27 protein-coding genes, 1 tRNA gene and 1 pseudogene are annotated in these 24,785 nt (G+C 74.5%); 15 read left to right on the top strand and 14 right to left on the bottom strand.

Going from position 1 to position 24,785, the window contains the following annotated elements; all coding sequences use genetic code 11:
* Positions 1-73 precede the first annotated feature (73 nt).
* From TEK04_RS01905 to TEK04_RS01920, 4 genes are read left to right on the top strand one after another with little or no spacing between them, the layout of a single operon-like run.
* Positions 74-724: an SIMPL domain-containing protein gene (locus tag TEK04_RS01905; protein ID WP_336402612.1), complete on the top strand. Its 651-nt coding sequence runs from the start codon at positions 74-76 to the stop codon at positions 722-724.
* The gene (ypfJ, locus tag TEK04_RS01910; RefSeq protein ID WP_336402613.1) at positions 725-1,657 is read left to right on the top strand and encodes a KPN_02809 family neutral zinc metallopeptidase; all 933 of its coding nucleotides are present in this window, start codon (positions 725-727) and stop codon (positions 1,655-1,657) included.
* Complete coding sequence (locus tag TEK04_RS01915) at positions 1,654-2,433, top strand: enoyl-CoA hydratase/isomerase family protein (protein ID WP_336402614.1); 780 nt, start codon at positions 1,654-1,656, stop codon at positions 2,431-2,433. The genes ypfJ and TEK04_RS01915 overlap by 4 nt, the downstream gene beginning before the upstream one ends.
* Before the next feature lie 16 nt (positions 2,434-2,449).
* The gene (locus TEK04_RS01920) at positions 2,450-3,115 is read left to right on the top strand and encodes an NADPH-dependent F420 reductase (RefSeq protein WP_336402615.1); all 666 of its coding nucleotides are present in this window, start codon (positions 2,450-2,452) and stop codon (positions 3,113-3,115) included.
* Positions 3,116-3,132: 17 nt separating this feature from the next.
* Here the strand turns inward: TEK04_RS01920 and TEK04_RS01925 are convergent, their stop codons facing one another.
* On the bottom strand, positions 3,133-3,960 hold the full coding sequence (locus tag TEK04_RS01925) for a siderophore-interacting protein (protein ID WP_336402616.1): 828 nt from the start codon (positions 3,958-3,960) through the stop codon (positions 3,133-3,135).
* Positions 3,961-4,014: 54 nt separating this feature from the next.
* Positions 4,015-5,193 (bottom strand): acyl-CoA dehydrogenase family protein, encoded by a 1,179-nt coding sequence (locus TEK04_RS01930; RefSeq protein WP_336402617.1) that lies wholly within the window; start codon positions 5,191-5,193, stop codon positions 4,015-4,017.
* A gap of 109 nt (positions 5,194-5,302) precedes the next feature.
* On the opposite strand from TEK04_RS01930, the gene purT reads away from it, so the two are divergent.
* Positions 5,303-6,493, top strand: coding sequence for a formate-dependent phosphoribosylglycinamide formyltransferase (gene purT, locus TEK04_RS01935; protein WP_336402618.1), 1,191 nt, complete (start codon positions 5,303-5,305; stop codon positions 6,491-6,493).
* Here purT and TEK04_RS01940 read toward each other — a convergent pair whose 3' ends face one another.
* Complete coding sequence (locus TEK04_RS01940) at positions 6,494-7,531, bottom strand: winged helix DNA-binding domain-containing protein (protein ID WP_336402619.1); 1,038 nt, start codon at positions 7,529-7,531, stop codon at positions 6,494-6,496. It lies immediately after the preceding gene.
* A 137-nt stretch (positions 7,532-7,668) separates the two neighbouring features.
* Between TEK04_RS01940 and TEK04_RS01945 the strand changes: the two genes are divergently transcribed.
* Positions 7,669-8,907, top strand: a complete 1,239-nt coding sequence (locus TEK04_RS01945) for a DUF2786 domain-containing protein (protein WP_336402620.1) — start codon at positions 7,669-7,671, stop codon at positions 8,905-8,907.
* Here the strand turns inward: TEK04_RS01945 and TEK04_RS01950 are convergent.
* Complete coding sequence (locus TEK04_RS01950) at positions 8,891-9,922, bottom strand: LacI family DNA-binding transcriptional regulator (RefSeq protein WP_336402621.1); 1,032 nt, start codon at positions 9,920-9,922, stop codon at positions 8,891-8,893. The two genes, TEK04_RS01945 and TEK04_RS01950, sit on opposite strands and share 17 nt — an antisense overlap.
* 208 nt (positions 9,923-10,130) lie before the next feature.
* Between TEK04_RS01950 and TEK04_RS01955 the strand changes: the two genes are divergently transcribed.
* From TEK04_RS01955 to TEK04_RS01965, 3 genes are read left to right on the top strand one after another with little or no spacing between them, the layout of a single operon-like run.
* Positions 10,131-11,051: an aldose 1-epimerase family protein gene (locus TEK04_RS01955; protein ID WP_336402622.1), complete on the top strand. Its 921-nt coding sequence runs from the start codon at positions 10,131-10,133 to the stop codon at positions 11,049-11,051.
* 11 nt (positions 11,052-11,062) lie between these two features.
* Positions 11,063-11,461, top strand: a complete 399-nt coding sequence (locus TEK04_RS01960; RefSeq protein WP_336402623.1) for a TIGR03618 family F420-dependent PPOX class oxidoreductase — start codon at positions 11,063-11,065, stop codon at positions 11,459-11,461.
* A gap of 17 nt (positions 11,462-11,478) precedes the next feature.
* Positions 11,479-12,003: a DUF1353 domain-containing protein gene (locus TEK04_RS01965; RefSeq protein ID WP_336402624.1), complete on the top strand. Its 525-nt coding sequence runs from the start codon at positions 11,479-11,481 to the stop codon at positions 12,001-12,003.
* A gap of 2 nt (positions 12,004-12,005) precedes the next feature.
* On the opposite strand, the gene TEK04_RS01970 is transcribed toward TEK04_RS01965, so the two are convergent.
* Positions 12,006-12,284 carry a TrmH family RNA methyltransferase gene (locus tag TEK04_RS01970; protein ID WP_336402625.1) on the bottom strand — a complete coding sequence of 93 codons (279 nt, stop codon included), beginning with the start codon at positions 12,282-12,284 and terminating at the stop codon, positions 12,006-12,008.
* Between the two features lie 270 nt (positions 12,285-12,554).
* On the opposite strand from TEK04_RS01970, the gene TEK04_RS01975 reads away from it, so the two are divergent.
* Together TEK04_RS01975 and TEK04_RS01980 are read left to right on the top strand one after the other, a co-directional pair.
* Complete coding sequence (locus tag TEK04_RS01975) at positions 12,555-12,755, top strand: hypothetical protein (RefSeq protein WP_336402626.1); 201 nt, start codon at positions 12,555-12,557, stop codon at positions 12,753-12,755.
* A gap of 102 nt (positions 12,756-12,857) precedes the next feature.
* Positions 12,858-13,487: a permease gene (locus TEK04_RS01980; protein WP_336402627.1), complete on the top strand. Its 630-nt coding sequence runs from the start codon at positions 12,858-12,860 to the stop codon at positions 13,485-13,487.
* A gap of 30 nt (positions 13,488-13,517) precedes the next feature.
* On the opposite strand, the gene TEK04_RS01985 is transcribed toward TEK04_RS01980, so the two are convergent.
* A complete protein-coding gene (locus tag TEK04_RS01985) occupies positions 13,518-14,885 on the bottom strand; it encodes a CCA tRNA nucleotidyltransferase (RefSeq protein WP_336402628.1) in 1,368 nt (455 codons plus the stop codon).
* Between the two features lie 54 nt (positions 14,886-14,939).
* Between TEK04_RS01985 and TEK04_RS01990 the strand changes: the two genes are divergently transcribed.
* Positions 14,940-15,779, top strand: a complete 840-nt coding sequence (locus tag TEK04_RS01990; RefSeq protein WP_336402629.1) for a DNA polymerase beta superfamily protein — start codon at positions 14,940-14,942, stop codon at positions 15,777-15,779.
* A gap of 68 nt (positions 15,780-15,847) precedes the next feature.
* Here the strand turns inward: TEK04_RS01990 and TEK04_RS01995 are convergent.
* The 5 genes from TEK04_RS01995 to kdpF all read right to left on the bottom strand — a co-directional run bounded on the left by TEK04_RS01995 (position 15,848) and on the right by kdpF (position 20,340).
* Positions 15,848-15,920, bottom strand: a tRNA-Ala gene (locus tag TEK04_RS01995).
* A 112-nt stretch (positions 15,921-16,032) separates the two neighbouring features.
* The gene (kdpC, locus tag TEK04_RS02000; RefSeq protein ID WP_336402630.1) at positions 16,033-16,620 is read right to left on the bottom strand and encodes a potassium-transporting ATPase subunit KdpC; all 588 of its coding nucleotides are present in this window, start codon (positions 16,618-16,620) and stop codon (positions 16,033-16,035) included.
* Positions 16,620-18,644: a potassium-transporting ATPase subunit KdpB gene (gene kdpB, locus TEK04_RS02005; RefSeq protein ID WP_336402631.1), complete on the bottom strand. Its 2,025-nt coding sequence runs from the start codon at positions 18,642-18,644 to the stop codon at positions 16,620-16,622. Before kdpB ends, kdpC begins: the two co-directional genes overlap by 1 nt.
* Positions 18,641-20,260, bottom strand: a complete 1,620-nt coding sequence (gene kdpA, locus TEK04_RS02010; protein ID WP_336402632.1) for a potassium-transporting ATPase subunit KdpA — start codon at positions 20,258-20,260, stop codon at positions 18,641-18,643. The genes kdpB and kdpA overlap by 4 nt, the downstream gene beginning before the upstream one ends.
* The gene (kdpF, locus tag TEK04_RS21320; RefSeq protein ID WP_432277310.1) at positions 20,260-20,340 is read right to left on the bottom strand and encodes a K(+)-transporting ATPase subunit F; all 81 of its coding nucleotides are present in this window, start codon (positions 20,338-20,340) and stop codon (positions 20,260-20,262) included. The genes kdpA and kdpF overlap by 1 nt, the downstream gene beginning before the upstream one ends.
* A 338-nt stretch (positions 20,341-20,678) precedes the next feature.
* On the opposite strand from kdpF, the gene TEK04_RS02015 reads away from it, so the two are divergent.
* The gene (locus TEK04_RS02015) at positions 20,679-21,218 is read left to right on the top strand and encodes a hypothetical protein (protein WP_336402633.1); all 540 of its coding nucleotides are present in this window, start codon (positions 20,679-20,681) and stop codon (positions 21,216-21,218) included.
* A gap of 90 nt (positions 21,219-21,308) precedes the next feature.
* On the opposite strand, the gene TEK04_RS02020 is transcribed toward TEK04_RS02015, so the two are convergent.
* Positions 21,309-21,899 carry a TetR/AcrR family transcriptional regulator gene (locus tag TEK04_RS02020; protein ID WP_336402634.1) on the bottom strand — a complete coding sequence of 197 codons (591 nt, stop codon included), beginning with the start codon at positions 21,897-21,899 and terminating at the stop codon, positions 21,309-21,311.
* Positions 21,900-22,018: 119 nt separating this feature from the next.
* Between TEK04_RS02020 and TEK04_RS02025 the strand changes: the two genes are divergently transcribed.
* Positions 22,019-22,498, top strand: a complete 480-nt coding sequence (locus TEK04_RS02025; RefSeq protein ID WP_336402635.1) for a hypothetical protein — start codon at positions 22,019-22,021, stop codon at positions 22,496-22,498.
* Positions 22,499-22,614: 116 nt separating this feature from the next.
* Positions 22,615-22,809: pseudogene (locus tag TEK04_RS02030) on the top strand (sensor histidine kinase KdpD); the annotation flags it as partial.
* A gap of 146 nt (positions 22,810-22,955) precedes the next feature.
* On the opposite strand, the gene TEK04_RS02035 reads toward TEK04_RS02030, so the two are convergent.
* Together TEK04_RS02035 and TEK04_RS02040 are read right to left on the bottom strand one after the other, a co-directional pair.
* A complete protein-coding gene (locus TEK04_RS02035; protein WP_336402636.1) occupies positions 22,956-23,615 on the bottom strand; it encodes a M23 family metallopeptidase in 660 nt (219 codons plus the stop codon).
* A gap of 177 nt (positions 23,616-23,792) precedes the next feature.
* Positions 23,793-24,764 carry a DMT family transporter gene (locus TEK04_RS02040; protein WP_336402637.1) on the bottom strand — a complete coding sequence of 324 codons (972 nt, stop codon included), beginning with the start codon at positions 24,762-24,764 and terminating at the stop codon, positions 23,793-23,795.
* Positions 24,765-24,785: the final 21 nt, after the last annotated feature.

Below are 24,785 nucleotides of genomic sequence, written 5' to 3' on the forward strand. Positions count from 1 at the left end.
CTCGCAGCGCAGGGTCACGACGGCATCACGGTTCGACAAGCGTTCTCCACCTGTGATCTGCCAGGGTGACCGCGTGACCGAACCGACCCCGCGCGTGGTCGTCCGCGGGGAGACCACCCTGCGGGTGCCCCCCAGCCACGCCACCCTGTCCCTCACCGCCGAGGCGCGCGACCGGCACCGCGACCGCGCGCTGGTGCTGCTGGGCGACGTCCAGCGCACCGTCGCCGACCTGCTGGCCGAGCACGCCGCGCTGGTCACCCGCTCGGCGACGGCCGCGGTCGGCGTCCACGCCGAGCACTCCGACCGCCAGCGGGTCACCGGCTACCGGGCCACCGTGACCACGCAGGTGCGGGTGGACGACGTCGACCGGGTCGGCGAGCTGGCCGTGGCCGCCGCCGGGCTCGACGGCTGCTCGTTGTGGGGGCCCAGCTGGCAGCTCGACCGCGACGACCCGGCGTGGGCGCGGGCCCGCACCGAGGCCATCGGCGAGGCCGTCGCCCGCGCGCGCGGCTACGCCGAGGCCGTCGGCAGCACCCTGACCGGGCTGGTCGAGCTCCGCGACGTCGGCACCGGCGCGGTGTCCCCGGCGATGATGATGGCCGGCTCGGCGCGGTCCGCGGTGCGGGCGGCCCCCGAGCTGGACCTGGAACCGGCGCTGCAGGAGGTGCACGGCGCCGTCGAGGCCGTGTTCCTCATCTCCGCCCCGAACCTCGAGGAGCTCTAGATGGTGCGGTTCCGTGAAGGTGCCCGGCTGGACACCTCGGGCGTGCAGGACCGCCGCGGGGGCGGCGGCCGGGCGGTCGCCGTCGGCGGGGGCGGCATCGGCGTCGTCGGCCTGATCGCCTTCGTGCTGATCCAGGTGCTGGGCGGCGGCGGGTCCGGCGGGTCGGGGCCCGACGTGGCGAGCGTCCTGGCCCAGCTGCAGGGTGGGGGCGGCGGCACGGCCGACAACACCGAGCTGGCACAGCAGTGCCAGACGGGGGCCGACGCCAACGACAGCGCCGACTGCGCTGCGGTGGCCATCGTCGACTCGATCCAGGACTTCTGGACGGCGGCGCTGCCGCAGGCCACGGGCACCCCGTACGCCGAGACCGACACCGTCTTCTTCTCCGGGTCGGTGCAGACCGCCTGCGGCGGGGCGACCAGCGGGTCGGGCCCGTTCTACTGCCCCGGCGACCAGCTGGTCTACGTCGACCTCACCTTCTTCGACCAGCTGCAGACCCAGTTCGGCGCCCGCGGCGGCACCTTCGTCGACGCCTACGTGCTGGCCCACGAGTACGGCCACCACGTGCAGAACCTGCTGGGCACCAACCAGCAGGTCACCCCGGGCGAGACCGGGCCGACGTCGGGCACGGTGCGGCTGGAGCTGCAGGCCGACTGCTACGCCGGGGTGTGGGCCAACCACGCCACGACGACGTCGGACGACGGCCAGGAGCCGCTCATCACCGAGATCACCCAGGACGACGTCGACCGGGCCCTGGACGCCGCCAGCCGCATCGGCGACGACTTCATCCAGACCAACCTGGGCGGTGGCACCGTCGACCAGGACGCCTTCACCCACGGCTCGTCGGCCCAGCGCGAGCGGTGGTTCAGCACCGGCTACGAGACCGGCGACCCGGGCGCCTGCGACACCTTCGCCACCGACGACCTCGGATGAGCCTGACGATCGGCGTCGAGGGTCCGGTCGCCACGCTGACCGTCGACCGGGCCGCCAAGCGCAACGCGATGACCCGGGCCATGTGGGCCGCCGTCCCCGGACTGCTGGCCGAGGTGGTGGACGATGTCCGGGTGCTGCTGGTGACCGGTGCCGGGCCGTCGTTCTGCGCGGGCGCCGACATCGGCGAGCTGCTCGGCGGCGACGACCCGGCCGACCCCATGGCCGGGTTGCGGGCGGACAACCTGGCCGCCCAGGCGGCGATCCGCACGTTCCCGCACCCGACGGTGGCGGTGGTGCGCGGGCACTGCATCGGCGGCGGGGTGGAGCTGGCGGCCAGCTGCGACCTGCGGTTCGCCGACGACACCGCGGTGTTCGGGGTGACCCCGGCCCGCATCGGCGTCGTCTACCCGCCGGCCCCGACGAAGGCGCTGGTGGACCTGGTGGGCCCGGCGACGACGAAGTGGCTGCTGTTCTCCGGCGAGCTGCTGGACGCCGCGACCGCCCTGCGGGTGGGCCTGGTGGACGAGGTGCACACCGCCGACCGGCTCGAGGCCCGGGCGCAGGAGTTCGCCGCCGTCCTGGCGAGCCGGTCGGCGCTCACCCAACGGGCCACGAAGGAGGTCGTCGCGGCGCTCACCGCGGGGCTCGACGCCGAGCCGGTGGCCGCCCGGGGGTTCCGCGAGACCATCGCCTCCGGCGAGCTCGCCGAGGGGGTCGCCGCCTTCGCCGAGCGGCGACCACCGCGCTTCCCGTGGGACGGAATCCCGCAGAGCTGACGGTGTTGCACCCCGCATGACCACCATCGGCATCATCGGGGCCGGGCTCATCGGCTCCCAGCTCGCCCGCATCTCCACCGACGCCGGCTACGACGTCGTCATCGCCAACTCCCGCGGCCCGGAGACCCTCGCCGACCTCGTCGCCGAGGTCGAGGCCCGGGACACCCGGCAGGGCTCCATCACCGCGGCCACCGCGGCGGAGGCCGGCGCGGCCGGCGAGGTCGTCGTCGTCACCGTCCCGCTGAAGAACCTCGGGGACGTGCCGGTCGAGCCGCTGGCCGGCAAGACCGTGATCGACACGAACAACTACTACCCCGAGCGCGACGGCCACATCGCCGAGCTCGACGACGAGACCACCACCACTGCCGAGATGGCGCAGGCCCACCTGCCCACCTCGAGGGTCGTCAAGGCGTTCAACCACATCTACGCCGAGCACCTCACGACCAAGCGCACCCCCAGCGGCACCGAGCACCGGCGGGCACTGGCCATCGCCGGCGACGACGCCGACGCCAAGGCGTGGGTGGCCGACTACATCGACCGGCTGGGCTTCGACACCCTCGACCTCGGCCCGCTCGCCGAGGGCTGGCGCATCCAGCGCGACACCCCCGGCTACGGCCCGGAGTACGACGTCACGCAGCTCCGGCAGGCCACCGCGGAGGCCAAGCGCTACCGCGACATGTGATGCGGGGGCCGCGCTGGTCAGACCGCCAGCGCGGCCTCGTCGGCCTCCACGGCGGCGTTCCAGGCCGGCTTGTCGGCCCGCCACCCCTCCTCGGAGCGGCCCGAGCGCCAGTAGCCCGAGACGCTGAGCAGCTCGCGCGGCACCTCCCAGCGCGCGCGCACGGCGCGACGCAGCTCGCGGACGAACCCGGCCTCGCCGTGCACGAACACGTGCGGGACGCCCTCGGGCAGCTCGGCCGACAGCACCGCCGCGGTCAGGGCGCTGCCCACCGGGCGGGACCCGCGGTGCACCCAGAGCACGCCCGGCAGGTCCTGCTCGTCGTCCGATCCCTCGACCTCGACGAACACGTGGGCCGGTGCGCCCGGGGGCAACCGGGGCAGGGCGGCGGCGATCGCCGGCAGCGCGGAGTCGTCACCGGCGAGCAGGTGCCAGTCGGCGTCGGCCGACGGGGCGTACGCCCCGCCGGGCCCGAGGAGCTGGACGGCGTCCCCGGGACGGGCAGCCGCAGCCCACGGCCCCGCCACGCCCTCGTCGCCGTGGACGACGAAGTCGACGGTGAGCTCCTGCGCGGCCGGGTCCCACGCGCGCACCGTGTAGGTCCGCGTGACCGGCCACCACCCCTGGGGCTGCTCGGCCTGCACCTCCTCGGCGTCGAACGGCACCCCGTACGGGGCCCCGGCCGGGGGGAACTGCAGCTTGACGTAGTGGTCGGTGTACTCGCCCGCGCCGAACCCGGCCAGGCCGTCACCACCGAGCACGATCCGCACGAGGTGCGGGGTCAACCGCTCGGCGCGGACGACGACGCCCACGCGGGGGACCCGCTTCTTCTTCGGTGCCTGCGTCACGTCGTCCTCCTGGTTAGGTGAACCTAACCCTAGCCCACGACGGTGGCACCGCGGTCAGACGAAGGCCGACATCCCGGTCACGGAGCGACCCACGATCAACGTGTTCATCTCACGGGTGCCTTCGTAGGAGTACAGCGCCTCGGCGTCGTTGAAGTACCGGACGACGTTGTTCTCCAGCACGATGCCGTTGCCCCCGAACAGCTCGCGGGCCATGGCCACGGTCTCGCGGCCGCGCGCGGTGACGTAGCTCTTGGCCAGGGCTGCCTGGTCGTCGCGCAGGTCGTCGGTCTCCTGCAGCTGCGCCAGGCGCACCACCATGCCGAGGGAGGCCGTCACGTTGCCCAGCATCTTGGCCAGCAGGTCCTGGATGAGCTGGAAACCGCCGATCGGCTTGCCGAACTGCTCCCGCTCCTTGGCGTAGGCCAGCGCGTACTCGTAGGCGCCCATCTGGCACCCGACACCCGACCAGGCCACCCCGCCGCGGGTGACCTTGAGGACCTTGTTGACGTCCTTGAAGGTGTTGCCGCCCTCCAGCTTGTGGTCGGCGGGGATGCGGCAGTCGGTGAAGACCAGGTCGGCGTTCTGCACGGTGCGCAGCGCGAACTTGTCCTCGATCTTGCTGGCGGTGAAGCCCGGGGTGCCCTTGTCCACCACGAAGGTCTTCACCTGGTCGTCGGCCTCGTCGCGGGCGAACACCACCACGTGGTCGGCGAAGGTGCCGTTGCCGATCCAGCGCTTGGCGCCGTTGAGCACCCACGAGTCGCCGTCGCGGCGCGCCGTGGTTCGCAGCCCGCGGGCGACGTCGGAACCACCCTCGGGCTCGGTGAGCGCGAACGCCCCGATCTCGTCCATCGACATCATCGCGGGGATCCAGCGCTGCCGCTGCTCCTCCGAGCCCAGGATCATGATCGAGCCCATCGCCAGGCCGTTGTGCACGCCGAGGAAGGTGGCGATCGAGGGGTCGACGCGGGCCAGCTCGAGGGCCTGGAACCCGCCGTACAGCTTGGACGCCGGCACCCGCCCGTCCCACTCGTAGGCGCGGCCGACGACGTCCACGGAGGCGAACTCGGGGATGAGGTCCATCGGGAACTCGGCCGCCGCCCACGCCGCGTTCACCCGGGGGCGCACCTTCTCGTCGAGGAACTCGCGGAGCGTCTGCAGCTCCTTGCGCTCGGCCTCGGACAGGAGGGTCTCGTAGCCGAAGAAGTCCCCGGTGAGCAGGTCGGCGGTCATGGTGTGCGGTCCTCCCGGTCGAGCTGGTGTCTGCAGTGCTCCCGATCCCCTACCCACCGGTAGCGATCTCACGCCGGGCGGGCGTCGGCCCCTCGTTAGCCTCCTGCGCATGGTCTCCCTGGGCACCCCCCTGTCCCCCTCGGCCACCCGCGTGATGCTGCTGGGCAGCGGTGAGCTGGCCAAGGAGGTGCTGATCGCGCTGCAGCGGCTGGGCGTGGAGACCACCGCCGTCGACCGCTACGAGGACGCCCCCGGCCAGCAGGTCGCCCACCACGCCCGCACCATCACCATGAGCGACCCCGCACAGCTGCGGGCGCTGGTCGAGGCCGAGCGACCCGACGTCGTCGTCCCCGAGATCGAGGCCATCGCCACGCCCACGCTGGTCGAGCTGGAGGCCGAGGGCGTGCGCGTCGTGCCCACCGCCCGGGCCGCCCGGCTGACGATGGACCGCGAGGGCATCCGCCGGCTGGCCGCCGAGACCCTCGGCCTGCCGACCAGCCCGTACCGGTTCTGCGACTCCCTGGAGGAGCTGCGCGCAGGTGCCGAGGCCGTCGGGTTCCCGTGCGTGGTCAAGCCGGTGATGTCCTCGTCGGGCAAGGGCCAGAGCACCGTGCGGACGGCGGAGGACGTCGAGACGGCGTGGGAGTACGCGATGGCCGGCAGCCGGGTGGCCGGCACCCGGGTCATCGTCGAGGGGTTCGTGGACTTCGACTACGAGATCACCCTGCTCACCGTGCGGTCGCGCCGCGGCGAGGAGACCGTGACCGGTTTCTGCGCACCGATCGGGCACCGGCAGGAGTCCGGCGACTACGTCGAGAGCTGGCAGCCCCAGTCGATGAGCGAGCTGGCGCTGCAGCGGGCGCAGCAGATCGCTGCCGCCGTCACCGCCGACCTCGGCGGCCTCGGCCTGTTCGGCGTCGAGCTGTTCGTGCGCGGTGACGACGTGTGGTTCTCCGAGGTCAGCCCCCGTCCGCACGACACCGGCATGGTCACCATGGCCACCCAGTGGCAGGACGAGTTCGAGCTGCACGCCCGCGCCCTGCTCGGCCTGCCGGTGGACACCGCACTGCGCAACCCCGGTGCCTCGGCCGTGGTCTACGGCGGCGTCGAGGCCGCCGGCATCACCTTCGACGGCGTCGACGAGGCGCTCGCGCTGCCCGGTGTGCAGGTGCGGCTGTTCGGCAAGCCCGAGAGCTTCACCCGCCGCCGGATGGGCGTCGCGCTGGCCCGCGGCGAGGACGTCGACGCCGCTCGCGGCACCGCCCGCGAGGCCGCGAGCCGGGTGCGCCCGCGCGCCTGATCAGCCGCGGAACCGCTGCGCGACGGCCACCGCCTCCCGGGCCTCCGCGGAGTCGGGGGTGACCTGGACGGCGCCCCGGACGAGCTTCCAGGCGCCGACCACCTCGCCGTCGTCGACCAGCACCGGCAGGAAGACCCCGTTGCCTCCGGGCACGACGGCGGCGAAGCGGTCGGGCGTGACCACGTGCGAGCGGTCGGTGTGCCCCAGCAGCAGCTCGTCGAACCCGGCCAGCGCGCGCACGCCGTCGGGGTGCGCCGGCGGCGGGTCGCCGAGGGTCCAGAGCACCGCGTCACCGCAGCGCACCTCGGTGAGCTCGTCGCGCACCGCCGCGAAGCCGCCGCGCACCTCGGTGAGCGTGAGCCCGCTCCACCACGCCAGGTCGCGCTCGGACGCCGGACCGTGCCCGGCCAGGTACCGCCGCACCAGGACGGCGACCGCACCTGCCCGGTCCGACGGCGGCTCACCGGGCGCCCACTCGTCGAGCAGGACGAACGCCTGCACCGGCCCTCCGGCGGTCTCCCCGCGCGGCGGCCCGAGGCACAGCAGGCCCTGGTGGGCGAGCCGGCCGTACAGGTGCGGGGTGCGCTGACCGGCCACGACCAGCCCGGCCGCGGCCCAGCGGGCGGCGAGCTCGGGACCGGTCAGGGCTCCCCCGCCGGCCAGCTCGGTGCGGGCCACCTCGGCCGCCCGGGCGACGTCGGCGGGGGTGATTCCCAGCTGGCGGTGCCGGGGCTCGGCGGTGCGCATCTGACGCTCCGCGGTGAGCGTGAGAAGCAGCCTCAGGTCGGCCGGGGTGGTGGCGAAGAGGGTGCCGCGCATCGGCCAGGAGCGCACGACCTGGCCCGCGGCGAACGCGGCCCACACGTCGGCCACCGTGCTGCCCGCGACCCGCGAGCCAAGGGCCCACTCGGCCTGGCGCAGGTCCTGGGCCTGGACGGCGAGCAGCCCACGCACCGCGGCCACCACGTCGGGCCGGGGCGCGGTCAGGCCCAGCGCGGACAGCCGCATGCGCCGCAGCGTGTCGACGTCGACGTGCACGGCACTCCCCTCAGCCGGGCGGAACGGTAGCGCGGGGCACCGACAGGACCGGCCGCGGTGTCCACCGTCGACGCCGTCGTCCACAGCAGCACCCGACCCGGTCTCCTCCGTCGGCGCCCTGGGGCACGCTCCTGGGCATGCGCACCCCGTGGCCCCGCACCACCTCACCGCTCGAGCTGCTGCAGACGGCGGTGCAGGTGGCACGCCGTCCCGGGGGCACCGCCGAGGAGCTCGACCCGTTCACCGCGGCGCTGGCCCGGCAGTGCCCCGACCTCGACCTGCCCGATCTCGAGCCGCTGCTCGACCACGCCGTGCGCCGGTGCTACGACCGAGGGTGGCAACCGGCCGACCTCGTGCACGTGACCGGCCGGCGCACCAGCCGGCGCGCGTCCCGGCTGCTCGGGTCGGCACTGCGGGCCGAGGCCGACCGGTCCCGGGCCGCCGACCGCGCCCCGCGGGAGTGGGTCGAGCAGCTCGTGGCCCTGCCGGGCCCGGCGTCGGGGGCAGCGGGGTGGTGGGCCGGCACCGGTGTCGACGCCGCCACCGGGTGGCGGGACGTCGTGCGGGTGCTGGCCCTGCTGACCGACCTCCCGACGCTGCAGGTGCTGCTGCCGGGGCCGGCCGCGTGGCCCCAGCACCGCCGGGCCGCCACGTCCACGCTCCCCACCACCGGGCCGGTCGACGAGAAGGTGCTCGGCCGGGTGCGGGGGCTGCTGGCCAAGGCCGAGCGCACCGAGTTCGTCGAGGAGGCCGACGCGCTGACCGCCAAGGCCCAGGAGCTGATGAGCAGGTACGCCATCGACCACGCCGTGCTGGCCGGTCAGCAGGTGGGCGGGCCCGGCGTGGGCGCGGACGTCGTCGCCCGCCGGCTGCACCTGACCGACCCATTCACCGGCGCCAAGGCCGCCCTGCTGCACGCCGTCGCCGCCCCGAACGGCTGCCAGGTGGTGCTGCTGCGCGACCTCGGCGTCGCCACCGTGGTGGGGTTGCCGGTCGACGTCGTGCTGGCCGAGCTGCTGTTCACCTCGCTCCTGCTCCAGGCCACCCGCGCCCTGGCCGGCAGCGCATCGGGCACGACCACCTCCACCGTGTACCGGCGAGGGTTCCTGCTGGCCTACGCCACCCGCATCGGCGAGCGGCTGGCCGAGGCCGGTGACCGGGCGACCGCCGAGGCGGCCGCGGCGCACAGCCGGTCGGTCCTGCCGGTGCTGGCCCGGCGGGAGGCGGCTGTGGCCGACCGGGTCACCGAGCTCTTCCCGCACGTGCGGCGCAGCCGCCGACGCACGGTGGACCCGGAGGGCTGGTGGGCCGGGCGCCGCGCCGCCGACACCGCCGACCTGGGCGCCCCCCGCACCCAGCTCAGCCGCGACGGGTGACCGGGGCCGTGGAGGCCCGCACCACCAGGCGGCTCGGGACGACCACCGGCTGGCCCTGGAACCATCGCTCGGCCGACCCGATCCGCTCCACCAGCACGTCGACGCACCGGCGACCGACCTCGGCGAAGTCCTGGTGCACGGTGGTCAGCGGCGGCCGGAGGTACCCGGCCTCGGCGATGTCGTCGAACCCGACCACGCTGACCTGCCCGGGGATGTCCACCCCTGCCTCGGCGAGCGCCCGCACCAAACCCAGTGCCATGTGGTCGTTGGCCACGAACACCCCGGTCACCTCGGGCCAGCGCTCGTGCAGCAGCACCCCGGCGTCGTAGCCCGACCGGGCGCTCCAGTCGCCCACCAGGGGCTCCCGCACCGTCAGCCCGGCCGCGGTCATGGCCTGGTGCCACCCCACGCGCCGGGCCTCGGCCTCGATCCAGTCCTGCGGTCCCCGCACGTGGGCGATCTCGGTGTGGCCGAGCTCGACGAGGTGCCGGGTGGCCTGCAGCGCACCGTCGACCTGGTCGACGACCACCGAGGGCACCCCGGGGGGCGCGCCGCCCTCGACGGCGACGGCGGGGAGGTCGGCGGGCAGGCCCACCATCACCTGCACCGCCGCGCGCTGCGGGGCGAGCACCACCACGCCGGAGACCGACTGGGCGACCAGCCGGTCGACCGCCTCGGCGAACGCCTCCGGGCCCATGTCGGGGACGGTGACCACGTGCACCTCGAGGCCGGCCCCGCGGGCGGCCTGCTCGAGGCTGAACAGCGTGCTGGCCGGCCCGTACAGGCTGGTGTCGAAGGCGATGACCCCGATGGTGTCGGACTGCCGACGTGCCAGTGCCCGGGCGGTGAGGTTGCGCCGGTACCCCAGCTCGGCCATGGCCTCGAGCACCCGCGCCCGGGTCTCCTCCTTCACGTACGGGTGGTCGTTGAGCACCCGCGAGACCGTCTGGTGGGACACCCCCGCCAGTTGCGCGACGTCGGCCATCACGGCCGGTCGGCCCGCTCGTGGTCCCACCCTGACCTCCCGTCGGCGCACCGGCTGGAGCCGGACGTCGGACCGGGATCGTGCCACCTCGGTGGCCAGACGGTGGGGGACGACGTCGCGGGAGCCACCGGTAACCACGGTTCGACCGAGTCGCGGCGCGGCCCACGGACGCAGCTTGACCCCCACCTGTGAGCGCTATCAGACTGCGCTTCTCCCCCTGCCGTCGAGAGGTCACCGCATGAGCACCGCACGCCCGACCGGCGCGCAGCACGAGCTGGTCCGTGGTGATGTGCGAGCCGTCGTCACCGAGGTGGGCGGCGGGCTGCGCAGCCTGACGGTCGACGGCCGCGACCTCGTCGTGGGGTTCCCGGCCGACGCCGTCCGCCCGCTGTACCGGGGGTCGGTGCTGGCGCCGTGGCCCAACCGCGTCGCCGACGGCCGCTGGACCTCCGACGGTGCCGTGCAGCACCTGGCGCTGACCGAACCCGACCGGGGCAACGCCCTGCACGGGCTCACCTGCTGGAGCGCGTGGCAGGTCGTGGACCGCTCGGCGTCGACGATCCGGCTGGGCACGCGCATCTGGCCGCAGCAGGGGTGGCCGCACGCGCTCGACGTCGTCGTCGGCTACGAGCTGACCGACTCCGGGCTGCGCTGGACCGTCGAGGGCCACAACCCGGGTGGCACCCCCGCTCCCTGGGGCAGCTCGGTGCACCCCTACCTCGTGCCGGGGCCGGGCCGGGTCGACGACTGGGAGTTCCAGGTGGACGCGGCCCAGGTGCTCACCGTCGACGACGCGCGGCTGCTGCCCACCGGCCTGGTCGACGTCGGCTCCACCGACCTGGACTTCCGCACGCGGCGGTCCCTGCGCGGGGTGGCCGTCGACCACGCCTACACCGGCCTGGGGTCGACCGAGCGGGCCACCGCCAGCGTGTGGGCGGCCGACGGCGGCGGGGTGGCGATGCACTGGTCGCCGGCGTCCCTGCCGTGGGTGCAGGTCCACACCGCCGACCGCCCCGACCCCGCCGACGACCGCGTCGGGCTGGCCGTCGAGCCCATGACCTGCCCGCCCGACGCCCTGAACTCGGGCACCGACCTCGTCGTCCTGGCGCCCGGGCAGTCGCACACCGCCGCCTGGGAGATCGAGGCGCTGCAGCCGTAGCGTCACCGGGCATGGACCTGCCCCCGGCGCTGCTGGACCTGCTCCGCTCGCCCGCCCCCTGCTTCATCGCGACGCTGATGCCCGACGGCGGGCCGCAGATGACCCAGACCTGGGTCGACGTCGACGAGCACGGGCGCATCGTGGTCAACACGGTCGCCGGCTTCCAGAAGGTGCGCAACGTCGAGCGCGACCCCCGGGTGGCGCTGAACATCGCCGACCCCGCCGACCCGTCGCGTTACTTCGGGGTGCGCGGCCGCGTCGTCGGCATCACCGCCGAGGGCGCCGTCGAGCACATCGAGGCACTCTCCCGGAAGTACACGGGCGGGCCCTACCCCTGGTACGGCGGCCGCGACCAGCAGCGCCTCGTCGTGACCATCGAGGCCGACTCGGTGCACTCCCCGCAGGGCTGACCCCGCACACTGGCCGCGTGCCGTTCCTGTCCCGTCCGCACGTCGAGCAGCTCGACGACGGCGACTGGGCGCTGACAGAGCCCCTGGTCTACGCCGGCCGCGCCGACCGCTGGGTGGTGCCGACCGGTTTCGTCTCCGACCTCGCCTCGGTGCCGGTACCGGTGCGGTGGCTCATCCCCACGAACGGGCCGTGGACGGCGGCCGCGATCGTGCACGACTGGTTCTGCGACGTCGGCATCGCCGCCGGGGTGATCAGCAGCCGTGACGCCGACGGCGTGTTCCGCCGCATGTGCCGGGAGCTGCGGACGCCGGTGCTGCGCCGCTGGCTCATGTGGGCCGGCGTGCGGTGGGGTGCGGTGGTCAACCCGGTGCGGCGACCGGGCTTCGTCCGTGACCTGCCGGCCGTGCTGGCGATCTCGGTGCTCGCCGTCCCGCTGGTGCTGCCCGTGTCGGTCGTCGTGGGCGTCGGGTTGGCCGTCGACGCCGTCGTGGACCGGCTGCTGGGGCTGGCGCTGCGGGTGACCGGTCGCCCCGGGGCCTGAGCTCACACCAGCCCGGCCAGGCGGTAGAGCACGAGGGACCCGGCGACCGCGACGTTCAGGCTCGACCCGGTGCCGAGCATCGGGTTCTCCACGGCGAGCTCGACCAGGTCGAGGGCCTCGGGCGGGATCCCGGTCTGTTCGTGGCCGAGGACCACGACGGTGCGCCCGCGGGCGGCCGGCAGGTCGCCCAGCCGCACCGACTCGTCGGTGAGCTCCACCCCGAGGCAGGCGCCGACGGCGTCGGCCGTGCGCAGCAGCATGCCGAGGTTGGCCCCGTGCATCGGCCACAGGGGTGCGGCGACGAGGTGGTCCCAGCAGCGGTGGGCCGTCCCCGGCGCTGCCGGCGCAGTTCTCGGGGCGGCGTGAGCCGCGGGGCGCTCACCGTGCGGTGGTGGTGCTCTCCATGGGGACGGCGCTTCGCGGCGCACCGGGGCCTTCGTCGGGGACCAGCACGCACCAGCCTACGACTGCCCTGGACCCCGGCTCACTCTTCGGGGTCCAGGCCTCGCGCGGCGGGGCGCCGCAGGCCGTCGACCGGGGATGATGGCGGCATGGACTACCTGCGCCGCCTGCAGATGGAACGCCCTCTGCTCTACATGCTCGTCCTGCTGGTGGGCTTCTTCGTCGCCTTCCAGCTCATCCTCTTCGTCGCGCAGCTGATCCTGGGGCCCTTCGGGCTGCCCGGCTGGGCGCCGCTGGCGCTGGTGCTCGTGGTCGCGGTCGTCGTCGCCCGGCGGCAGAACTTGCGGTAGCTGCCCGGTCGGGGTGTGGAGCCCGGATCACCGGGCACAGGAGGGGGGCACGCAACGTCTCGAACACCGGGGGCGACCGACCACCGTTCGAGAGGCACCACCATGACCGCGGACAGCGGCGCCCACCCCGTGGGCGACGACCAGACCACGACCACCCGTCACGAGCACGTCGGCGGCCAACGCGTCGGGGTGCGCGACCGGCAGGTCGCCGTCCCGCCGCGACAGGACCGGGTGCGCTGGGGACCGGTGTGGGCCGGCCTCGTGGTCGCCCTGCCGACCTTCCTGCTCATCGAGGTCATCACCCTCGCGCTGGGGTGGTGGGACATCACCGAGCAGGACGGCACCGAGGCCGGCGTGATCAGCGGCATCGCCGGCCTGGTCGCGTTCTTCCTCGGTGGTCTCACCGCCGGGGCCAGCTCGACGTGGCGCGGGGTCGACGACGGCCTGCTGCACGGCATCCTCGTCTGGGCTGCCGGCATCGTGGCCATCCTCGGCCTGGCACTCCTGGGCGGTGGCGCGCTGCTCGGGCCGCTGTCGCGGGTCGTCGACGACATCGGCGCCATCGGGACGCCGGACGTCGACCCCGCGCAGGCCGCCGACGCCGTCACCTCGAGCGCGAGCTGGGCCTCCCTCGGCCTGGGTCTGGCGTTCATCGCCTCGGCCCTCGGTGGCGTCGCGGGCGCGAAGATGTGGCCGTCGAAGCGGGACCGGGCCGGCGACACGGCGCGCTGACCGTCGTCCGGGTCGGTCGTCGGTGAGCCGCTACCGGCCGAGCAGGTCGTCCAGCCGACCGTCCGCGGCCAGCTCGCCCAGCCAGGCCACCGCGCCGTCCCGGTCGCTGAACAGGCCCTCGTCCTGGGCGGTGAGGGCCGCGTCCAGGACGGCACGGAACGACGGACCCGGCACGAGGCCGAGGGCGACCAGGTCGGCACCCCGCAGCAGGGGCCGGCCCGGACGTCGATCCACCCCGGCCGAGGCGGCGACCTCCACCCAGGCGGTGGTCGGGTTGGGGCCCGAGCCGGCGCCGCGCCCGGCGTGATCGGCGCCGCAGACCAGCGACCACTCGACCATCGTGGCGGGGACCAGGCGGCGGGCCAGCCGGCGTACGGCTGCCCGGCTCGGTCCCCGCGTCGCCGTCGTCGCCACCATGTGCTCGCGCACCACCGGGACGACGCGGTCCACCACGCCCGCCGGCGCGCCGAGGGCGGTGAGCAGACCCCGGGCAACCTCGGCCCCGGCCTCGGCGTGGCCGTGGGAGGTGATGCGGCCGTCGGCCCGCACCTGCGTGTGGGTGGCCTTGCCGACGTCGTGCAGCAGCGCGCCGAGCACGACGACGGTGCGGTCGTCACCGGTCAGCCCGGCCTCGTCGGCCAGCACAGCGGCAGCGTCCCCGGCCAGTGCGGAGTGGGTCAGGACATCACCCTCGGGGTGCCAGCGCGGGTCCTGCGGCACCCCGGCGAGCCGGGCCAGCTGCGGCACGTGGGCGAGCCAGCCCGTCGCCTCGAGCGCGACGACCGCCGCGCTCAGGTGCCGGCCGGTCTCGCTGATCCCCCGCCACTCGCCCCAGACCCGCTCGACCGGCAGGCCCTCGAACGGCAGCGTGCGGCACAGCTCGGCGGTCTCCGGCGCGAGCCGGAACCCGAACCGGGCCGCGAACCGGACGCCGCGCAGCACCCGCAGCGGGTCGTCGCCGAAGCCGGGCCCGGTGTGCCGGAGCACCCCGTCGCGCAGGTCGGCCACCCCGCCGACGGCGTCCAGCAGCTGCCCGGTGAGCGGGTCGACCATCAGCGCGTTCATCGTGAAGTCGCGTCGGCGGGCGGCGTCCTCGGGCCGGGTGCCCGGGCCGGTCGAGGGCACGGCGACGTCGAGGTCCTCGCCGTCCCGACGCACCTTGAGGACGGCGAACGAGCGGCCCACCTCGTCGACCCGGCCGACGGTCTGCAGCGCGTGGCGCAGGTCGTCGAGCCCGAGGCCGAACACCTCGAGGTCGACGTCCTTCGGCGTGCTGCCGGGCGCCAGCAGGGCGTCGCGCACGCAGCCGCCCACGAGGTAGGGCCGACCGCCCGCCGCGCTGATCGCCCGCACCGCCGCGGTGGTCGCGTCGCTGAGCGGGAAACCGGCTGTCTGCACCGTGGTCACTCTGGGAGTGTGACGGCCGTGTCAGCCCGGATTCCGTCGTCGGTCGTGCTCGGGGACCGGTCGCTGTCGGCCGGGTTCGACCACCCCCACGCCTCGGAGGAGGCCCGGCGGATCGCCGAGGAGGGCACGATCCTGAGGGTGCAGGTCGGGTCCGGGGTGCACGGGACGTTGATCGGCGGGCAGGACGACCGCGACGAGATGGGCATCTGCCTGGAGCCGCCGCAGTACGTGACCGGGGTGGCCCGCGTGGGTGAGGGGATCCCGTTCGAGCAGTACCAGCGGCACACCGTGTGGGACCGGCCCGGTGGGCTGGCGAACCGGTCGGGGGCCGGGGACCTGGACGTCGTCGTGTACTCGGCGCGGAAGTGGGCGCGGCTGGCGCTGGCCGGCAACCCGACGGTCCTGCTGCTGCTGTTCGTCCCCGACGCCGAGGTGGTGCACCGCGACGAGGCGGGCGCGGAGCTGGTCGACAACGCGCACCGCTTCGTGTCGCGGCTGGCTGCCGACCGGTTCCTGGGCCACCTGGCCGGCCAGCGCGGGGCCATGACCGGCGAGGTGGGCGCGCACACCAACCGCCCCGAGCTGGTGGCGCTGCACGGCTACGACACCAAGTACGCGATGCACGCGCTGCGGCTGGGGGTGCAGGGTGTCGAGCTGCTGACCACCGGCCGGATCACGCTGCCGGTGCCCGAGCCCGACCGGTCGTACCTGCGCGCCGTGCGCCGCGGCCAGGTGCCGTTGGCCGAGGTGGTCGCCGCCGTCGACGCCGCCGAGCAACGGCTCATCGCGCTGCGGGAGGGCTCGACCGTGCCCGACCAGCCCGACCAGGCGTGGGTGGATGCCTGGCTGCACCGCAGCTACCTGGCCCACTGGGCCCGCAGCTGACCCACCCCCTGGTGAGCCGGGGACGACGAAGGCCGCCCTCCTGGTGGAGGACGGCCTGGTCGATCGGGTGGAGCTGAGGGGACTCGAACCCCTGACCCCCACACTGCCAGTGTGGTGCGCTACCAGCTGCGCCACAGCCCCTTGCGACCCGGTCTGGTGCGTCCGAGCCGTTGACAACCATACAGTCCCCCGACGGCCTCCTCGGAGGGGGGTCCCGGTCACCGGCGTGTCATGACCGGGACCCCGCGCGGCCTCAGCCGACGGCCTGGTCCAGGGCCAGGTTGAGGTCCAGGACGGCGACGTACGGCGCACCGATGAAGCCCAGGTCGCGGCCGTGGGTGGCGGCGGAGACCAGCGCCTGCACCTCCGATGGGGAGACTCCGCGAGCCGACGCCACCCGGTCGACCTGGATCGCCGCGTAGGCCGGCGAGATGCCGGGGTCCAGGCCCGACGCCGACGTGGTCACCGCGTCGTCCGGGACCTGGTCCTCGGGCACCCCGTTGAACGCGGCCACCTCCGCACGCCGGGAAGCCACCGCGTCGGCCAGCTCGGGCGACGACGGCCCGAGGTTCGACCCGCCCGACGCGGCGCCGTCCCAGTCCCCCGCCGACGGCCGGGACTGGAAGTACTGCGGCAGCGGCGCACCGGACGCGTCCACGAAGCCCTGGCCGAGCAGCGACGAACCGACCACCGTGCCGTCGGCCGACGTCACGAGCGAGCCGTCGGCGCGGGAAGGTGCCACGACCTGGGCGACGCCGGTCATGAGCAGCGGGTAGGCCAGGCCCAGCACCACCGTCGCGAGCAGCAGGGCACGGACCGAGGCGAGCAGTTGACGAGTCATCACGAGATCCCAGGAAGCAGAGACACGAGCAGGTCGATGGCCTTGATCCCGACGAAGGGCAGCACCACGCCGCCGACGCCGTAGACCAGGAGGTTGCGCGAGAGCAGCGCGGACGCCGTCCCGGGCCGGTACCGCACACCGCGGAGGGCGAGCGGCACGAGCGCCACGATGATCAGCGCATTGAATATGACCGCCGACAGGATCGCCGACTCCGGCGAGTGCAGGCGCATCACGTTCAGCAGGTCCAGGCCCGGGAAGACGGGCGCGAACATCGCCGGCAGGATCGCGAAGTACTTCGCCAGGTCGTTGGCGATGGAGAACGTGGTCAGCGAACCGCGGGTGATGAGCAGCTGCTTGCCGATGGCCACGATCTCGATGAGCTTCGTCGGGTCGCTGTCGAGGTCGACCATGTTGCCGGCCTCCTTCGCCGCCGACGTCCCGGTGTTCATCGCGACGCCGACGTCGGCCTGGGCGAGCGCGGGCGCGTCGTTGGTGCCGTCCCCGGTCATCGCGACCAGCCGGCCACCCTCCTGCTCCTTCGCGATCAACGCCAGCTTGTCCTCCGGCGTCGCCTCGGCCAGGACGTCGTCCACCCCTGCCTCGGCGGCGATCGCCCGGGCGGTGGCCTCGTTGTCGCCGGTGATCATCACGGTGCGGATGCCCATGCGGCGCAGCTCGTCGAAGCGCTCGCGCATCCCGGGCTTCACGACGTCCTTCAGCTCGATCACGCCGAGCACCCGAGCGCCGTCCGAACCGTTCTCCGCCAGCACCAGCGGCGTGCCGCCGGCGGTCGAGATGTCGGTGACCGTCGGTCCGACGGCGTCGTCCACCGAACCCCCGAGCGAGCGCACCCAGGCCTGCACCGCCCCGGCCGCACCCTTGCGCAGCTGGCGACCACCGGGGAGGTCGACCCCGCTCATGCGGGTCTGCGCGGTGAACTCCACGAACGCAGCGCCCGCCGGGCGGTCCACCGCTCCCCCACCGAGGACGACGACCGAGCGGCCCTCCGGGGTCTCGTCGGCCGACGACGCGAGGACGGCGGCGCGGGCCACCTCGTCGTCGGACGCCGCACCGACCGGCACGAAGCGCGCGGCCTGCCGGTTGCCCAGCGTGATCGTGCCGGTCTTGTCCAGCAGCAGCGTGCCGACGTCGCCGGCCGCCTCCACCGCCCGGCCGCTCATCGCCAGCACGTTGCGCTGCACCAGCCGGTCCATCCCGGCGATGCCGATCGCGCTCAGCAACGCACCGATGGTGGTCGGGATCAGGCAGACCACCAGCGCGATCAGCACGGTCAGGGACTGCCCGGCGCCGGAGTAGACCGCGATCGGCTGCAGCGTCACCACGGCCAGCAGGAACACGATGGTCAGCGAGCTGAGCAGGATGTTCAGCGCCACCTCATTCGGTGTCCGCTGCCGCGCCGCGCCCTCGACCAGCGCGATCATGCGGTCGACGAAGGTCTCGCCGGGCTTGCTGGTGATGACCACGACGATGCGGTCGGAGAGCACCGTCGTCCCGCCGGTCACCGCGCACCGGTCGCCGCCGGACTCGCGGATCACCGGCGCGGACTCCCCCGTGATCGCGGACTCGTCGACGCTGGCGATGCCCTCCACGACGTCGCCGTCCCCGGGGATCTGCTGCCCGGCGACCACGACCACCCGGTCGCCGGGGCGCAGGTCGGAGGCGGCCTTCTCGCGGCCGTCCTCCATCACCGCGACCGCGGTGGTCCGCGCCCTGCGCAGCGAGGCGGCCTGCGCCTTGCCCCGCCCCTCGGCGACGGCCTCGGCGACGTTGGCGAACAGCACGGTCAGCCACAGCCAGACGGCGATGGCCCACCCGAACACCGACGGTTCCAGGACCGCCAGCACCGTGGAGAACACCGAGCCGACCCAGACCGTGAACACGACGGGCTGGCGCACCAGCCCGCGCGGGTCGAGCTTGCCGACGGCGCCGCGCAGCGCCGGGCCCCACTCGATGGTGGGCCGGGCCTGCGGGGGCGCAGGGGTCCGGTCCAGGACGGCGGTCATGAGAGTCCTTCGGCGAGGGGCCCGAGTGCGAGCACCGGGAAGTAGGTGAGACCGACGACCACGAGGACGACGGCGGTGAGCAGCCCGGCGAACAGCGGGCGGTGGGTGGGCAGCGTCCCGGCGGTGGCCGGGGCCTTCCCCTGCGCGGCCAACCGGCCGGCCAGCGCGAGCACGAGCACGATCGGGACGAACCGGCCGAGCACCATCGCCAACCCCAGCGCGGTGTTGTAGAAGGTCGTGCCCGCGATCAGCCCGGCGAACGCCGAGCCGTTGTTGTTGCCGGCGGAGGTGAAGGCGTAGAGCACCTCGGACAGGCCGTGCGGTCCGTCGTTCAGCATCCCGGCCTGCCCCGCGGGGACGGCGACGGCGACCGCCGTGCCGACCAGCACGATGGCCGGCGTCGTCAGGATGTAGAGGCTGGCCAGGGTCATCTCGCGGCGGCCGAGCTTCTTGCCCAGGTACTCCGGCGTGCGGCCGACCATCAGCCCGGCGACGAACACCGCGACGACGGCGAGCACGAGCATCCCGTAGAGACCCGAGCCGACCCCGCCGGGCGCGACCTCGCCCAGCATCATGTTGAACAGCGTCACCATGCCGCCGAGCGGGCTGTAGCTGTCGTGCATCGAGTTGACCGCGCCGGTCGAGGTGAGCGTGGTGGCCGCGGCGAACAGCGCCGACAGCGGACCGCCGAAGCGGGTCTCCTGGCCCTCGGGGAGCGCGCCGGCCTGGAAGCCGCTGAGCAGCGACACCGAGATCGCGGCCAGCAGCCCCATCACGCCGAGGATCGCCAGGCCCTGCGTGCGGTCCCCGACCATGCGGCCGAAGGTGCGCGGCAGGGAGAAGGGGATGAGCAGCAGCAGGAACACCTGGAACAGCGACACCCACGCGCTGGGCCCCTCGAAGGGGTGCGCCGAGTTGGCGTTGAAGAAGCCGCCGCCGTTGGTGCCGAGCTCCTTGATCGCCTCCTGCGAGGCGACCGGGCCGCCCGGGACGAACTGCGAGCCACCGCCCAGCGTGGTGACGTCGGTGCCGGACCGCAGGTTCTGCACGACCCCACCGAGCACCAGCACGACGGTGGCGACGACGGCCAGCGGGAGGAGCAGCCGGACGACGGCCCGCGTGGTGTCCACCCAGGCGTTGCCCAGCCGGTCGGTGCCCCGGCGCACGAACCCGCGCACGAGCGCCACCAGCACGGCGAGCCCGACGGCGGCGGAGACGAAGTTCTGCACCGCCAGCCCGGCCATCTGCACGAGGTGGCCCATCGTCGACTCACCCGCGTAGCCCTGCCAGTTGGTGTTGGTCACGAAGCTGACGGCGGTGTTCCAGGCACTGGACGGCTCGACCGGAGCCATCCCGTTCGACAGCGGGAGCAGTGCTTGCAGTCGCTGCAACGAAAAGAGCAGCAGGACGCCGACCAGCGAGAACGCCAGCACGCTGCGCAGGTAGGTGGGCCAGCGCTGCTCGGCGTCGGCATCCACGCCGACCAGCCGGTAGGCCAGCTTCTCCACCCGCCAGTGCCGCTCGGCGGTGAACACGCGCGCCATCCAGTCCCCCAGCGGCACGTGCACGAGGGCCAGCGCGAGCACCAGCAGGCCGACCTGCAGCCAGGCCGTCATCAGAACCTCTCCGGGAACAGCAGGGAGGCCAGCAGGTAGCCCACGAGGCCCACCGCCACGGCCAGACCGATCCAGGTCACAGCTTGTCCACCCCTCGCACGGCCAGCGCCAGCAGTCCGAAGACCGCCAGCGTGAGGAGCACGTAGACCACGTCGGTCACCTGGAGTCGCCTTCTCTCGTCCGCGGGGCCGGCACGGCGCCGGTCCCTCGCAGCCGGCGACGCTAGGAGCGCGGCGGCCGGTCCCGAGGCGTCTTGACGCGTCCTTGACGCCTCACCGCCCACCCCCTGACGCCGCCTTTGCACCCGTCCCCCTCCTCCCGACGATCACGGACCCCAGGGCGCCTGGGAACGGCGTGCCGCGCGCACAGGTCCGTGATCATCGGGAAATGGGGGTGCGGAACCGGGCACCCTGGAGCGGTGCAGGTGGTGTTCGAGCGGATGGCCGACCGACGTCCCGTGGTGACGCCGCTGACCCGGGACGACGGAGTGGCGTTCACCCTGCGCGGCGCCGGCGGCGGCGACGACCTCCCGCACGACCTGGTGCACCTGCTGGTGGAGACCGAGCTGGGCATCCGCGACGGCATCTGGGGCTGCATGGCCGACGGTGTGGTGTGGGGGTCGATGACCCACGTCGCGGGCCGGCAACCCCCGCATGCCCGCGAGCGGTCGGAGAAGCTGAAGAAGGAGCGGCACGACGCCATCGGCCGGGCCGAGGTCCTCGCCGACGCCGTCGTCCGGCTCTCCCGCGGCGAACCGGTGCCCGCCGGCCAGGTAACCTGGGTGCCGGCCGCAGAGCTGCAGCGCGCGGCGACCGCGCTGCGGGACGCCCGCGCCCGGTGGCGGGCCCTGCACCCGGGTGAGACCTGGGAGCTCGCGTGGCCGCCTCCCCGCCGTCCCCGTGGTGATAACGGACCCCGGGGCGCCCGCGCACGGCGTGGCGTGCGCACAGGTCCGTGATCGACGGGCGGGGGCACGCCCCGGGCGGGGGATCCTGACGGGAGGGCCGCACCCGCCCACAGCCGGGCCGACCACCGGCGCGGGCCGGCCCTACGCCGCGGCGCGCCAGCCCTGCAGGAGCAGCCGCAGGGCGTCCACCCCGAGTCGGCGGGCCCGGTCCCCGTCGACGGTGTCCAGGCGCCCGAGCGTCGCGATGCCCAGCAGCGTGCCCCAGATGATCTCGCAGGCCGCACCGACGTCGAGCTCGACCCGGTGCGTCTGCGCCCAGGTGCTCATCAGGTCCCACACCACGCCGATGACCGGCTCGGCCGCGGCGCGCCGCTCGCCGTCGGGCAGGGAAGAGCTGTTCATCGCGTCGAACAGGTGCACGTTCTCGGCCGCGAACCGCAGGTAGGCCGCCGCCACGCCGGTGAGGCGCGCGTCGAGGTCCGGCGCCTCCTGTGCCGCGGCGTCCAGCTGCCGCACGAGCTCGCCGTAGCCCTGCCGCACGAGCTCGCCGACCAGGGCGTCCTTGTTGGCGAAGTGCTGGTAGATGACCGGCGGCGTGTACTCCACGTCGTGCGCGACCCGCCGCATCGTCAGCGCCGCGATCCCCTCGCCCACCAGGACCGTCGACGCCGCCCCGATGATCCTCGCCCGGACGTCGGCCCGTTGGCGGGCCCGCCGCTCCTTGCTGGGCATGGCACTCCCCCACTCCGCTCCGGCGACCTGCCGCGACGCTAGCCGCGGTCTTGACACGCCCTCGGGTCGGCGTGGTTATCTAACGGCGTTAGAAAACCTACCACCGTCAGGAATGAGCCATGACCTTCTCCACCGACCGGACGACGTCGACGACCACCCCCGGCCACGTCGAGGGCGACCCGGGCCGCCGCAGTGCGCGAGCCGACCGCATCGCCGCGGGGGTGGCGTGGACGAACGCCGTCCTCACCCTCGTCGCGCTGGGCTACGGCATCTACCGGCTGACCCAGGTCCCCGACGACGAGCTGGTCGTCCAGGGGTGGCGCACCTTCGGCTTCCTGGTCTTCTTCTCGCTGTGGGTGATGGTCGCCGTGTGGCCGCGCCGGACGCCGGGGGCGTGGGAGCTGATCTTCGTCCACAAGGTGGCGATCACCGTGTTCGCCCTGACCCTCGGGGGCGCCCCGGAGGCGCGGGAGACCGCGCTCATCGACGGGTGGCTGGTCCTCAGCGGCGCAGTCGCCTACGTCCTGGCCCGGGGGTGGACCGCCTGGCGGCCCCTGCTGGCGGGCCGACCGGCCGGCCAGGGCCCCGTCCGGTCCTGAGCCCGGTGGTCGCCGACGGCACGGCAGGTCTATCCGCTCACCCGCCCAGGTGTCTTGACGCGACCCTGACGCCCGTCGGCACCGGCCGGCCGGCGACCGGGGTGATCATGAGAGCCATGGGCCGGGGCACGTTGCGCGTCTACCTGGGCGCCGCACCGGGCGTCGGGAAGACCTTCGCCGCGCTCGGCGAGGCGCACCGGCGGGCCGTACGCGGCGCCGACGTCGTCGTCGGCGTGGTCGAGACCCACGGCCGGGACCGCACCGCGGCCCAGCTCGAGGGGCTCGAGGTGGTCCCCCGCGCCACGGTCGTCCACCGGGGTGTCGCGCCCGACCCGGCTGCCCCCGGTACCTGCACACCGAACCCGGCATGGGCTACCGCTTCACGCCCTGAGCTGCGCGGAGCCCGGCCCCTGATCAACGCTGCGCGGAGGCGAGGGCTGGGGCGGGGGCGGGGCGCCTACAGTTCCACGCCGCGGTCGGCGAGCCACTCGACCGGGTCGACGGGTTGGCCGTCCAGGCCGCCGGAGTGCACCTCGAAGTGCAGGTGCGGGCCGGTGGACTGGCCACGGCTGCCCAGCAGCGCGATGGTCTGCCCGGCCTCGACGGTGTCGCCGGCCGACACCTCGATCTCCTCCATGTGGCCGTAGACCGTGACGTCGCCGCTGACGCCCAGGATGTAGACGGCCTGGCCGTAGCCGCTGGCCGAGCCGGCGCGCAGCACCACGCCGTCCTCGACCGCGTACTCGGGCGTGAGCATGGGGGCGGCCAGGTCGATGCCCCAGTGCATCGTGCCCCAGCGCATGCAGAAGCAGGTGGTCATGCGGGCCCCGTCGACGGGGGCCACCACCTGCGGGCGGGCCGCCTCGGCGGCGGCCGCGGCGGCGGCGTCACGGGCGGCCCGGGAGGCGGCCACCTCGGCGAGGCGCTCCTGGGCCTGCGCCTCGGTGATCGCCATCTGCGGCAGCGCCTCGGCCTCCTCGGCGAACGCCGCGTTCTCCGAGGCCTGCAGGGCCTCGGCGACGCCGGCGTCGGGGGTGGCGACGGCGGGGGCGGGCGCCGGGAGCCCGACCACCCCGGCCAGGACGCCCCCCAGGACAAGTGCCACGAGCAGCGCCACCGGACGCCGCCGACCACCCGACCGCCCGCTCCGGGACCCACCCGCCATGCCGCGCCCTCCGCCGTCCGCCCGCTCCTGTGGCGCACAACGTAACGAGCCGTGACCCGCCTGTGACCCCCCGTTCGGCGCGTCGCGCACGACACGCCGCCAGAGAAATCACATCGATGTCATTCGGGCCTAGGTGGGCGGAGGCGCAGGGGCGGGCGCGGGCACCGCGAGGGGCACGCCGGTGGCGTCGCGAGCAGCGGTGCGGCGGGCGAGCACCGCCACCCCGACCACCAGCCCGACCACCCCGACGACCTGGCCGGTGGTGGCCAGCAGCCCCGGCGCCAGGCGCTCGCCGTAGACCGGCGCGGCCAGGCCGACGGCCACCAGCGGCTCCAGCACGGCCATGACCGGCAGGCACTCGATCAGGGCCCCGGACTGGTAGGCCCACTGGGCGAAGGTGATCGACGCCGCGCCCGACAGCAGCAGCACGTACAGGGTCCACGACGTCAGCAGCTGACCCGGCGGGTGGGCGACGACGTCCTTGAGCAGCAACCCGGTCATGCCGAAGCCGAAGCCGGCCCCCAGCCCCAGCGCCAGCGCCTTGTGCGGGGCCCGCGGGCGCAGCGCCCACAGCGCGGCCAGCGCCATCACCCCGGCCGCGGCGGCCAGGCAGACCAGCAGCGGGCCGGGCCGGGCGTAGGCGCCGCCGTGGTCGGGCCGGGCCGACACCACGAACAGACCCAGCGTCACCGCCACCACCGCGGCGGCGATCCACTGCCCGCGCTCGGGCAGCAGGCGGTCAGGGTGCCGGCGGTCGACCAGCGCCCCGAGGGCCAGCGAGATGACCAGCCCGCCCGACAGCAGCGGCTGGACCACCACCACGGGGCCGAACTTCAGCGCCGCCGCGTGCAGCAGGAACCCGGTCAGCGCCGCGGCCTGCCCGCCGATCCAGGCCCGGTTGCGCACCAGCTTGCCCACCAGCCGCAGCACCGCGCCCTGCGGGAGGTCCTTGCCGGCGACCGTGGCGGCCCGGTGCTGCACCACGGTGGACACCGCGAACGCGCAGGCCGACAGCAGGGCCAGCAGCACCGACAGGGGCAGGTTCGCCGTGACCGCCGGCGGTGGTCCGTCCCCGGCGGCGAGCAGCGCGACCCCGTTCACGGCTGGCAGCCTGCCACGGCG

Origin of the sequence: Klenkia sesuvii (assembly GCF_037083825.1) — a bacterium.
Taxonomy (GTDB): domain Bacteria; phylum Actinomycetota; class Actinomycetes; order Mycobacteriales; family Geodermatophilaceae; genus Klenkia; species Klenkia sesuvii.